The sequence below is a fragment of the Methanobrevibacter sp. genome (assembly GCF_045116495.1).
Lineage (GTDB): Archaea > Methanobacteriota > Methanobacteria > Methanobacteriales > Methanobacteriaceae > Methanocatella.
Map to the genome: position 1 here is coordinate 1 of NZ_JBGULU010000076.1, position 12154 is coordinate 12154.

Consider the following 12154-nt stretch of genomic DNA (forward strand, 5'->3'; position numbering starts at 1 on the left):
AAAACTAATGGTGATAACATGGAATATATATATGCGGCAATGATTTTGCACAGTGCAGAAAAAGATATTAACGAAGAAAATGTTAAAAGTATTATCGAAGCAGCAGGAATCGAAGCTGATGATGCTAGAATCAAAGCTTTAATCGCAGCTTTAGAAGATGTTGACATCGACGAAGCTATGGAAACTACTGCTATGGCAGCAGCAGCACCTGCAGCTGCACCTGCAGCAGCAGAAGTTGTTGAAGAAGAAGAGGAAGAAGAAGAGGAAGAAGAAGCTTCTGAAGAAGAAGCAGCAGCTGGATTAGGTGCTCTCTTCGGATAGATTTTTTAAATCTATCACCTTTCTTTTTTTTATTTATTTTTTTGTTGATTTACACTATTTTTGAGACTATTTTTTTTAAACTATTTCTGTTTTACAATTATTTTTTCATCAGATTTTCATTAATTATTTATTAAATCAAAAACATATTCTATACTAATGAATAATTAAGACTGATTCATATGGTAGAAATTTTTGATGAACTTGGTTATAAAAAACAAACATGTAAAACTTGCGGACAGGAGTTTTACTCTCAGGTGGATAGAGACACCTGCGGTGATGCTCCATGTGATGAGTATGAGTTTATTGCCAATCCTGCAACAGATAAACCGTACAATTTATATGAAATCCAAAAAGTTTTTAGAGAATTTTTAGAAAGTGAAGGGCACACACATGTCCACAGATATCCTGTTTTAGCTAAAAGATGGAGAGATGACGTATTTTTAGTTGGAGCATCCATTTTCTGTTTCCAGCCTTGGATTACTTCAGGCCTTGTTAAACCTCCTGCAAATCCTATAGAAATGGCTCAGCCATCAATCAGGCTCAACGATGTTGATAATGTCGGAAGAACAGGTCGTCATATGACTTGTTTTACTATGGGGACTCACACAGTAATCAACAAGGAAGATGACTTCATTTATTGGGAAGATGAAACCATCAGGCTTTGCCATGAGTTCTTTGCACACATCGGAATCAACACAGAAGAGATTACTTTCATCAAGTCATGGTGGGCTGGTGGAGGTAACGAAGGGCCTTGCTATGAGGTATGTTGCCGTGGAGTAGAACTTGCAACATTGGTATTTATCCAATATGAAACATTGGAAGACGGATCCAAAAAGGAAATCCCAATTAAAGTTGTGGATACCGGTTACGGCCTTGAAAGAATTGCCTGGATTTCACAGGGAACTCCAACTGCCTATGACGCATGTTTTGCACCGGTTGTAGATAAGCTAAAGGAATTGACCGGAATTGAAATCAATGAGGATATCCAGGGAAGAAACGCCCAGATTGCGGGAATGATGGATATTGAAGACATTGGTGATTTAAAAGAGTTAAGACAACAAGTGGCTGACAGTCTGGACCTGTCCCTTGAGGAATACTTGCAGGCGGCCGAGCCAATGGAAGCAATATATATTATTGCAGACCACACCAGATGTCTGGCATTCATGCTTGCAGACGGCATCATTCCGTCAAACGTTAAAGAGGGCTACCTGGCAAGACTGGTTTTAAGAAGGACAATCAGGTTCATGAAAGAATTGGACATGAAAGAGTCTTTAGCCGACGTAATGGCAATACAATTGGATTTCCTATCCAAATTCTATCCTGAAATTCGTGATTCAGAAGAACATATCATGAATATTATTACTTTAGAGGAAGAAAGATATGCAGCTACCGTTAAAAAAGGAAAAAGCATTGTCAAAAGATCAATTAAAAGACTTAAAAAAGAAGGCAAATCAGAAATGCCTCTTGAAATGCTGATTGATTTGTATGATGCTCATGGAATTCCTCCAGAAACCGTTGTTGAAATGGCTGGAGATAACTTTACTGTTAATGTGCCTGATAATTTCTTCACTCAAGTTGCCGGAGCTCACGAAAAGGATACTTCAAATAAAAAATCCACATTCAAAGTAGACTTCCCTGAAACAGACTTATTGTTCTATAAAGATTTCTACCAAAAAGAATTTGAAGCCGAAGTTTTGGGTTTGGTCGAAAAAGATGGGGACAAATGTTTGATCTTCGATAAAACAGTATTTTATCCTGAAGGAGGAGGTCAACCTTCAGATATTGGTGTCATTTCCATTGATGGAAATGTCATTAACATGAAGCATGCTGAAAAAATTGATAATGTTGTATTGCATCATGTAGATGAAGACATTTCAGAGGATGTTGTTGGCAAAAAAGTAAGTGGTGAACTTGACTGGAACCGCAGAATTACTCTTGCACGCCACCACACCGGAACTCACCTGGTGATTGCTGCGGCCCGTAAGATATTGGGCCAGCACATATGGCAGGCAGGATCTCAAAATGGCCTTACAAGGGCACGTATTGACCTGTCACACTACAAGCGTATTACACAAGAGGAGCTTAATGAAATTGAAAAGCTGGCAAACGAATATGTGATGGACAACATTGACTTGGACATTCAGTTCCACACAAGGGATGAAGCACAGGAATTGTATGGATTCGTGCTTTACCAGGGAGGTATCGTTCCGGGTAAAATGATTCGTGTAGTCAAAATTCCGGGAGTGGACGTTCAGGCCTGTGCAGGTACACATGTCCTGAGAACAGGCGTAGTCGGACCGATTAAAATCAACAAGACAGAAAGGGTTCAGGACGGTGTTGAAAGAATTGACTTTTCAGCAGGTCTTGCGGCAATAGATTCAATGCAGCATGACGGTGCACTATTGCGTGAAAGCTCAGACATATTCAAAGTCGACAACGACCAGCTTCCGAAAACATGCGACAGATTCTTCACAGAATGGAAAGCACAGAAAAACGAAATTGACCGTTTGAAGTCACAGATAGCTAACTTGAAAGTCAACTCTCTGGCTGATGATTATGAAGAGATAAACGGCTTGAAAGTGGTTTGCGAGCAGATGGAAGCAGACTTCAAGGAACTTCAAAAGATAGCAACAGACTTTACAGATACCGGAAAGGCTGATGTTGTTATTTTAGGCAACAATAACGGTAACATTGTCGGTGCAGCTTCTCAAAATGCAATTGACAGTGGAATTAAAATCAACGAAATCATCAAAACTGCAGCTGGGGTACTGGGCGGTGGCGGCGGAGGCCGTCTAACTTTGGCACAAGGTGCAGGTAAAAACACTGAAAAGATGCCTGAAGCTATTCAGACAGCTATTGATTTAATTAAAGGATAATTATTTTATCCTTCTTTTTTTTTAATAATCAAACGAAATACAGCCATGAAGTATTTTTGTTCAATTTTTCATAGTTATTATTTTTTTTATGAAAATGTTGTTTTTTAACATATATTTATTCTAAAAATAATGTTGTAGACGGTTGTGTTTTTGATTCCAATTCTGCTGGTGATTAATTACTGCTCTTCACAAATTATTCAGTAATGCTAAAGGCAACATTTTTTCATTTCACCATCGGCATAAAATTTTAAGTGTAAATATGTCAAAATAAGAAAAAATTATTCATTTGTATTAAGAAATTAGTATTAAAATGAACAAACTTTTAAATTTAGCAGATTTCTGCATAAATTGCATGGTTTTAAATTAAACTTAATATGGAAATTTTAAGATATTTGATGGAAATGATATGAATTTTATTTTATATGAATATAATTCATTTTTATAATAATTATATTATATTTGTTTAATATTGATTCAAAAATATTTAATTAATTTAAAAATTGTATAAAAATGAATTTTTATAGGGAATTTTTTTAAAAATTAATCTTATTTTTTTTTAATAATCTAAATTTTTCAATTTTTATTATTATTTGAGGTAATTTTTTAAAAAAATATAGGCATATTTATAAGTATTAAAAATATAATATATCATGTTGAAATTTTTTAATATAGTTTAAAAGGAGGAAAAAAATGAATATTCACAAGAGTTTATTATTAATTTCAATGGTTTTCATTTCCTTGCTTGCGATTAGTGCGGTAAGTGCTGAAAACAATATTTCAGATATTGCTGCAATTTCTGATGTGGATGATTCATCTGATGTTTTATCTGTAGATGAAAATGCGGATCAAGTAAGTGTTGTTGATTTAGAAAAAGAAAATGTAATTAAAAAAGATGTGGCTGAGGATTCCGATGTGCTAGCTGTTCCTGAAGACTCTGAGGAACTTGGTTTCAGTTTCGGTAATGGTACTACATTCAGTTTCGGTAATGGTACTACATTTGATTTCAAAAATATTACATTTAGTGATGGAAATGGAACAAATTTTAACTTAGGAGATTTATTAAACGGTACTTTTACTTTTGGTAATGGAACCCAATTCAATTTCACATCTTTAGGAAATGGTACTATAGGTTTTAATGGAACAAACTTTAACATCTCAAGTTTATTAAATGGAACCAATGGTACAGGCTTTGATATCTCTAGTATTTTAAACATGTTTGGAGGAAACAAATTATCTGCAAATGCTACTGATGTAAGTGAAGTTTATTCTGGTCCAGTTACATTTAAAGCAACCATTATTCAATCAGATAAACCAGTAGAATCTGGAAAAGATGTCATATTTTCAATTGACAATAAAAATTATATTGAGAGAACAGATGCCAACGGTACAGCATCTTTAAAAATAGATTTAGCTGCCGGAGAACATTATATTTTCACTGAATATAATAATGAGATTTTAGCTAAAAATGTAATTACCATTAAAAAAGCAGCTTCCAAAATAACTGCTAAAGCAAAATCCTACAAAGCCAGCGTAAAAACTAAAAAATATGTCATTACCTTGAAAAACAATAAGGGAAAAGTTATTAAAAAAGCTAAAGTTACCTTAACTGTTAAAGGTAAAACCTATAAGGCCACTACCAATTCCAAAGGTAAAGCTACATTTAAAATAACTAAATTAACTAAAAAAGGTAAACATACTGCAAAAATTAAATTTGCTGGAAACGGCTATTACAAAGCATCCAACGCAAGTAAAAAAATAACTATCAAATAATCATTTTTAGTTATTTTTTTCTTTTTTTCTTTTTTTTAAATAATTCGTACTGATATTTTTTTTAACTCAATCTTCTTGAAGCATTTCAATTCTATCCAAAATTTTTGATTATGGTTGCTTACCAAACTTTTGTTATAACTGTTTTGAGCCAAATCAACTAATTTCTCTAAACACTCGAAAAGTTTTATAACATATTAGTATAAAAAATATACTTGCTGTTATATTTAAAAAACTAGTATTGAAGGGATTGCTATTTTTTTCAGCGTGTACTTAACTTAATAAGAGTGTTTTAAATGAATCATGATTTAATTATTGCAAGATATGGTGAAATAGGGATTAAAAGCCCTAAAATAAGGTCACGTTTTGAAAGAAAGCTAGTTAAAAATATTAAAGCTACTTTTGAATGCGATGTTGAAAGAAACCAGGGAAGAATTTATATTCATCCTGAAGATTTTGATGAAGGTGTTGAAAAATTGAACAGGGTGTTTGGGGTTGTTTCATATTCTCCAGCCACATCAACACACACTACATTTGAAGAAATTGATGAAACATTAACCGGTTATGTAAAAGAACTGGCTTCAGAAGGACTGATTGATGAAAACACCAAGTTTGCTATTAAATGCCGACGTGTTGGAAAACATGACTTCACTTCACAGGAAATGGCAGCTCATTGTGGAGGGGTTGTAAGAAATGTTGTATTGGCGCCTGTTGATTTGACAAATCCTGACTTGACAATATTTGTTGAGGTAAGGGAAGACGATACATATATTTTCCATGAAAAAATCAGAGGTCCTGGAGGACTTCCATTGGGAACCCAGGGGAAAGTTGTGGTTTTACTTTCAAGCGGAATAGACTCTCCTGTTGCAGCGTATCTGATGATGAAAAGAGGTTGTGAAGTGATTGCACTTCATTGCAATAACGATCCGTTTTCAGGTCCGAAAGTCACTGAAAACTTTAATTTGCTTGTAGACCAATTAAATAAGTATGCAAGCGGAAATCAAATTAAAAGGCGTGTCATTGACTATGGGGAATATTTGACAGTTGCAAAAACAAAGGCTCCTGAAAAAATGACTTGTGTCTTATGTAAATCCGGAATGTATAGGATTGCTGAAAAGTTAGCCGTTAAATTGGGGGCGGATGCAATTGTTGATGGAAGCAGCGTTGGACAGGTGGCCTCACAGACCTTATCTAACATATTAGCTACAAGATATGGTGTTGAAGTGCCGATATTGTCTCCATTAATTGGTTTGGATAAGGAAGAAATCACGGCCATTGCAAAGGACATCGGAACCTTTGAAATATCCAAAATTGATGATGGCGGATGCAGTGCTGTTCCAAGATATCCTGAAACTCATGCTGATTTGGAACGTGTTAAAAAGGCATGTGAGGAAATGAATCAGGATGCTGAAATTGAAAGGGCATTTCAAAAAATCAGAAAACTTGATTAAGTTTTCTATTTACTTTTTTTTTAGAATTTAAATTTATATATGATGTTGATAAAAATAATACTATAGTCCCGTAGGGTAGCGGCAATCCTTTTGGGCCCTGGACCCAAAGACAGCGGTTCGACCCCGCTCGGGACTACTTAATTTTCTGTTTTTTAAAACACCTGACACATTTTTTCTGCTATTTATGCCTTTGAAATGAAAATTAGACGATATAGCCAATCAATCCGAAAATCATATTACTAATATTTTATATTCTTATAGAAAATGATTTTAAAGTTAATTAAAGGAATTTTTACTATTATTTTTCATTTAATTAATATTTGGTATGAAACAAAAATTAAGATTTAACTTCTTCGCTTTAAGATAACAATTATTAAATAGTATACAACTCAAAAATAATATATGTCTAGTAAATAATTAATTTACTAATCGAGGTATTTAAAATGAAAACTACTGTTAGTGTAATTAAAGCTGATATTGGAAGTGTGTCCGGACACTGTGTCGCACACCCTGAATTAATGGATATTTGTGATGAAGTTTTAAACGAAGCTTTAGAAGCAGGTATCTTAAAAGATTACTATATCTCCCGTTGCGGAGACGACATAGACTTAATCATGACCCACGATAAAGGTGTAGAAAACGAAGAAGTACACAAAACTGCATATGATGCATTCATGAAAGCTACTGAAAGAGCACGTGAATTAAAATTATACGGTGCAGGTCAAGACTTATTATCTGATACATTCTCTGGAAACATCAAAGGTATGGGTCCTGGTGTAGCAGAAATGGAATTCGAAGAAAGACCTTCTGACCCTGTTTTGGTATTCTGCTGTGACAAAACTGAACCTGGTGCATTCAACTTGCCAGTATTCAGAATGTTTGCAGACCCATTCAACACTGCAGGTCTTGTAATCGACCCATCATTACACGATGGATTCAAATTTGAAGTATTTGATGTAATCGAACACAGAAAAGTTGTTTTAAACTGTCCTGAAGAAATGTACGACTTGCTTGCATTAATCGGTTCCACCGGAAGATACGTAATTAAAAGAGTATGGAAGAAAAATGGTGAAATCGCAGCTGCAATAAGTACCGAAAGATTAAACTTAATGGCTGGCGAATACGTTGGTAAAGACGACCCAGTATGTATCGTAAGAGCACAATCTGGTTTCCCTGCTAACGGTGAATGTGTAGATCCATTTGCATTCCCACACATGGTAAGTGGATGGATGAGAGGATCCCACAATGGTCCAATGATGCCTGTTGGAGAAGCAGAAGCAAACCCAATCAGATTCGACGGACCACCTAGAGTAGTAGGATTAGGTTTCCAAATTGCTAACGGTGAATTAATCGGACCAGTTGACTTATTTGATGATCCTGCATTCGATCCAACCCGTGAACAAGCTGCTAAAATCGCAACTTACATCAGAAGACACGGTCCATTCGAACCTCACAGATTACCTGCTGAAGAAATGGAATACACCTCACTTCCTGGTGTAATGGAAAAATTAGAATCCAGATTTGAAGATATGGATGATTAAATTTAAAGAGATTTTTAATCTCTTCTTTTTTTTACTTTTTTTTTAACATCATTTTAACTGATATTCAGTCTATTTTTTGAATTCATCTAAAAGTTTTTTAAATATATTTTCGAATTTACTATAATTCTGATAGAAAATAGGGGTTTGTGTATTAAATACATAAGTTTCAATGTTTTCTATTTTCTCTTCAAGGGGATATATGTCAAATTCAGGATTATAATAAAGGTCCTCTGAATCACCAACAACTAATGTTTTGGCTTTGATATTGGATAGTTTATCTTCAACATTGTATCTTAATATTGCATCGTTTCGGTATTTAAAGTCATAGATGTCTACAGATAATCCCTCTTCAAGAAAATCATCCATAAATAGGTCAATTTCATCTGGGGTAAAATTTTGAAATACTTTTTTAGGTAAGTATTGTGAATAAATTATTGAATAAATTGAAATTATGATTTTAGATATCTGCTCGCTGTAAATTTTATCAAAATAATCGTCCGATGTATCAATTATGTTATTTATGGCTTTGGAAACAGTATACCTGTAACCGTTTGTTTTATATGAGCTGTTTGCTACAATTAAAAATTCCATTTCATCAGGATACTCACATGCCCAGGTATAGGCTTCATAGCCTCCTAATCCGAATCCTATAATTCCAAGAATTCGGTTTATGCCAAAAACATCTGTTAAAAACTTTCTTTTAAAATTCACACAGTCTTTAATAGAATATTCCGGAAAATCTAATTTAAATTGGTTGTGGATGGTGAACATGATTCGTGATAGCCTAAGGAAGTGATTGATATATAAAAGAAGTTTAAATTGGATGGTTCGTTTTCAGTGCCGATTATTTGATCTAAATCTCCAATTGATGTGCAGTTTCCATTAAATTCATGACAAAAGATTATTGCATTGGATATGTTGCTGTCTTCATCATATTTTGGAGTTCCTCTAGTAAGGTATTCCACTTTAACGTCATGAAGAATGCGGCCTGTCTCAAATTCAAATTCGTCTAAAACATGTTTTCCATAACCTAATTTTGAATTTTCAATCATCATTTTTCTTCATTTATAGTATATTTATATAAATTATATAATAATTTTTGGAATTTCATATAGAATTTTGCATAATATAGTTTACAATGGTTTGTACTTTAGTTTCAATCTTTGATTGTCACATCATTTGGCTATGTATTTCATTGTATTAAATGAGAAATAATCAGGTTGAAATTAAAGAATAGTGACTTCGTGTGTTAATATGTTCAACATGAGCAATCACCAAATAAATAAATTGATTATTAAAATAAATCTATGTTTTTGAGTTTTAAACACAAAAATTTTTCTTTTTTTTTATTTTAATGAACATTTCAATATATTAAAATTATATTTTGATATTTTGTTTATATTATAGAATTTGTTCAATGCATTTGAAGAAAAATATATAAAAATAGAATTATTAAAAATTTCAATAGTTTTTTTCCAAAAACTTATATTATTATATACTTTAATTGATATAATTGTATATTGTGATTAAAATGGATAGAGGAATGGATACCCGTATACGTGAAATAACTGGTGGATTGCGAAAATATGGTTTCGGTAAAGTGCTAAATCGAACTATTAAAGAGAAGATTTTCCCTTCAAAGGAAGAGGAATACGATATATTTTTAGACCCTGACGTTCCGGTAAAATTGAGAATGATGTTTCAGGAACTGGGAACCAGTTTCATTAAACTGGGTCAGCTGTTGAGCACTAGACCTGACATGGTTGGAGAGAAAATTGCAACTGAATTTGAAAAGTTACAGGACGACAACCCTCCAATCTCATATGAAGAAGTTAAAAGAATAATTGAAAGAGAACTCAATGGAAACATTGATGATCTGTTTGCAGAATTTTCAGAAGAAAGTCTTGCAACAGCTTCAATCGGTCAGGTTCATGAAGCTAGATTAATTTCAGGTGAGAAGGTAGCCGTTAAAGTTCAAAAAGAGGGTATTGCAGATACGCTTGAATATGATATTGCAATCATGAAAGGCATTGTGTCTCAAATTCATAGGTATAATGAGGAATATAGAAAATACAATTTGCCTGGAATGATTGATGAATTTGACCATGATATTCATATTGAAATTGATTTCACTAATGAGCTAGTTAACATGAAACAGTTGGCAGAAAACTTCTCTGAAGATGAAACAATTCATATTCCAATTGCATATTCCGATTACTGTACACCAAAGGTTCTTACTATGGAGTTTATTGAGGGTACTAAATTATCTGATGTAGTTGAAAGCGATAGTGAAGAATTCGACAAGCCTCTTTTGGCTAAACGTGCAATAGATTCATTTATGAAACAAGTCCTGATTGACGGATTTTTCCATGCTGACCCTCATGCAGGCAACATAATGATTTTGGATGATAATGTATTGTGTTATATTGATTTGGGGTCAGTTGGAATTCTTGACGACGATTTTAAAAATGACCTTTGTGACTTATTGTTAATGGTCGCAGACCAGGATGTCAATGGTTTGGTTAATCAGTTTATGTACATGGGTATTTTGGATTATAACATGGATACAAAAAATTTAAAACGTGACCTCCGTGATTTATTCTTCAGATTTTTTGCAAATGGTTCCGGAGGGCTGGATGTTGTCCTGATGAAATTGCTGGACCTTATGCAGGATTATGGTATTGTTCTTCCTGATGAATTCGTTTCAATGGCTAGGGGAATATCCATGATTGAAGCCGATGCCACTGCACTTGATCCTAATGTGGATGTTATGGGTTCCATTGAACCGATAGCCAAAGAAGCAATGGGTGAGCGATTAAATCTTAAAAATTATCTGGACAGTAAAAAAGGTAGTTTGATTTACTATAAGAACATGCTCAAATCATTGCCGCCAATTCTCACAAAAGCTATTCACAAAGCGAATGATGGTGAATTGAAGTTTAAATTTGAAATTGACCGTATTGACCGTCTTGTAAGCAAATTCTCATTAGTCGTAATAATTGCTGCACTTTTAATGAGTTCATCAATTGTGATGACAATCACCAGAGGGCCAATGCTGTTTGACATGCCGTTGATTGCTGTTTTAGGTTATTTGGTAACTCTTATTTTAGGAATTATAATGATTGTGAATTATTTGTATAGCAGATAAATGGTGCTGGATATTAACATTAACCAATTTTAAATCATCACCAACAATTTACTTTTTAAAAAATTAAAAGAAAAAATAATCCTATTCGATTGCTGACAGGTTATGCTGTATATTCTGGTTTTTGATGTTTTCACATCAGATTTTGTGGGCAGTAATTATCGTAAAGTTGCTGGAATTGATTGTTATTGTGCAGTCATCAACATCAACATAATAATTCTTCCCTTCTTTTCTAACAATTGAATTGTCTTGTTTGAGCTTGGAAATACAATAGCTAACCGGTTCTTCACTAATTCCCAGATTTTCCTGTATTCTTCCAATGCCCATTTCAGTTGTATGAATTTTTTCAACATTTTCCAAAAGTACTTTCTTGTGCATTTCAATACCTCATTTTTGCATCTTGGTCGATGATGTAATTAGTTATTTATATGTTACATTACTATTTAGTATTATGTCATTTTTAAAATTCATTCTTAAAAATCCATTCAGGAGAAAGAACAGTGCAATTCTGGCAATTGTGGGTATTGCAATTGGGATTATAGTAATTGTTGCTCTTGGTGGAATCACAGATGGTCTAGTCAATACTTTTGAAGATACAATTCATGCGGGAGGTGCCGATTTTTCAATTTCAGGTAAGGAAACTGGAGATTCGGCATACGGTACCAACACCATCGATGCAAATTGGACGGATAAGATTGCAAATGTTTCAGGTGTGGATGAGGCATACCCGATATATGTTGTTCTGACATCGGTGGGTGATGACTATATGAACACATTAATCGGTATTGATCCTAACGGTACTGCTTTGGCAGACATTTCCATGAAAGAAGGAAGGATTATGAAAGATAATGCTTCTGAAGCTATTTTAGGCGAAATTTATGCTGATGATAATGACTATAAACTCGGTGACAATATAACAATCGACGGTGAAGAATTTGAGGTTGTGGGAATCTATGAAACAGGAGACCAGAATATGGCCGGAGGCGTATTCACATCAATTTCAAAGGTCGGAGATTTGATGGATGATGAGGATTCAATCTCAAACATCTATGT

The 12154-nt window shown here is 33.9% G+C and carries 10 protein-coding genes and 1 tRNA gene; 8 read left to right on the top strand and 3 right to left on the bottom strand.

Annotation, left to right across the window (positions count from 1 at the left end):
• Nucleotides 1-18: 18 nt before the first annotated feature.
• From rpl12p to fbp, 6 genes are all read left to right on the top strand, one after another.
• Nucleotides 19-321, top strand: coding sequence for a 50S ribosomal protein P1 (gene rpl12p, locus ACJMLH_RS03585; RefSeq protein ID WP_295611680.1), 303 nt, complete (start codon nt 19-21; stop codon nt 319-321).
• 179 nt (nt 322-500) lie between these two features.
• On the top strand, nt 501-3197 hold the full coding sequence (gene alaS, locus ACJMLH_RS03590; protein WP_405274803.1) for an alanine--tRNA ligase: 2697 nt from the start codon (nt 501-503) through the stop codon (nt 3195-3197).
• 690 nt (nt 3198-3887) lie between these two features.
• Nucleotides 3888-4967 carry a hypothetical protein gene (locus ACJMLH_RS03595; RefSeq protein WP_405274805.1) on the top strand — a complete coding sequence of 360 codons (1080 nt, stop codon included), beginning with the start codon at nt 3888-3890 and terminating at the stop codon, nt 4965-4967.
• 293 nt (nt 4968-5260) lie between these two features.
• A complete protein-coding gene (thiI, locus tag ACJMLH_RS03600; protein WP_405274807.1) occupies nt 5261-6415 on the top strand; it encodes a tRNA uracil 4-sulfurtransferase ThiI in 1155 nt (384 codons plus the stop codon).
• Nucleotides 6416-6479: 64 nt separating this feature from the next.
• Nucleotides 6480-6551, top strand: a tRNA-Gln gene (locus tag ACJMLH_RS03605).
• A gap of 307 nt (nt 6552-6858) precedes the next feature.
• Nucleotides 6859-7956: a fructose-1,6-bisphosphate aldolase/phosphatase gene (gene fbp / locus ACJMLH_RS03610; protein ID WP_405274809.1), complete on the top strand. Its 1098-nt coding sequence runs from the start codon at nt 6859-6861 to the stop codon at nt 7954-7956.
• A gap of 69 nt (nt 7957-8025) precedes the next feature.
• Here fbp and ACJMLH_RS03615 read toward each other — a convergent pair whose 3' ends face one another.
• Complete coding sequence (locus ACJMLH_RS03615; protein WP_405274811.1) at nt 8026-8667, bottom strand: hypothetical protein; 642 nt, start codon at nt 8665-8667, stop codon at nt 8026-8028.
• Between the two features lie 29 nt (nt 8668-8696).
• Nucleotides 8697-9011, bottom strand: a complete 315-nt coding sequence (locus tag ACJMLH_RS03620; protein ID WP_405274813.1) for a hypothetical protein — start codon at nt 9009-9011, stop codon at nt 8697-8699.
• A gap of 476 nt (nt 9012-9487) precedes the next feature.
• Between ACJMLH_RS03620 and ACJMLH_RS03625 the strand changes: the two genes are divergently transcribed.
• Nucleotides 9488-11104, top strand: a complete 1617-nt coding sequence (locus ACJMLH_RS03625; protein ID WP_405274815.1) for an ABC1 kinase family protein — start codon at nt 9488-9490, stop codon at nt 11102-11104.
• Between the two features lie 135 nt (nt 11105-11239).
• Here ACJMLH_RS03625 and ACJMLH_RS03630 read toward each other — a convergent pair whose 3' ends face one another.
• Nucleotides 11240-11479, bottom strand: a complete 240-nt coding sequence (locus ACJMLH_RS03630; RefSeq protein WP_405274817.1) for a DUF3781 domain-containing protein — start codon at nt 11477-11479, stop codon at nt 11240-11242.
• A gap of 73 nt (nt 11480-11552) precedes the next feature.
• Between ACJMLH_RS03630 and ACJMLH_RS03635 the strand changes: the two genes are divergently transcribed.
• Nucleotides 11553-12154 (top strand): ABC transporter permease (locus ACJMLH_RS03635; protein WP_405274819.1); only part of this gene is annotated, 602 nt, incomplete at its 3' end.

Bases quoted from the DNA above. Each gene is read 5' to 3' on its own strand.
- thiI (WP_405274807.1), top strand. From the start codon at position 5,261: ATGAATCATGATTTAATTATTGCAAGATATGGTGAAATAGGGATTAAA.
- fbp (WP_405274809.1), top strand. From the start codon at position 6,859: ATGAAAACTACTGTTAGTGTAATTAAAGCTGATATTGGAAGTGTGTCC.
- ACJMLH_RS03620 (WP_405274813.1), bottom strand. From the start codon at position 9,011: ATGATGATTGAAAATTCAAAATTAGGTTATGGAAAACATGTTTTAGAC.
- rpl12p (WP_295611680.1), top strand. From the start codon at position 19: ATGGAATATATATATGCGGCAATGATTTTGCACAGTGCAGAAAAAGAT.
- ACJMLH_RS03625 (WP_405274815.1), top strand. From the start codon at position 9,488: ATGGATAGAGGAATGGATACCCGTATACGTGAAATAACTGGTGGATTG.
- alaS (WP_405274803.1), top strand. From the start codon at position 501: ATGGTAGAAATTTTTGATGAACTTGGTTATAAAAAACAAACATGTAAA.
- ACJMLH_RS03595 (WP_405274805.1), top strand. From the start codon at position 3,888: ATGAATATTCACAAGAGTTTATTATTAATTTCAATGGTTTTCATTTCC.
- ACJMLH_RS03630 (WP_405274817.1), bottom strand. From the start codon at position 11,479: ATGCACAAGAAAGTACTTTTGGAAAATGTTGAAAAAATTCATACAACT.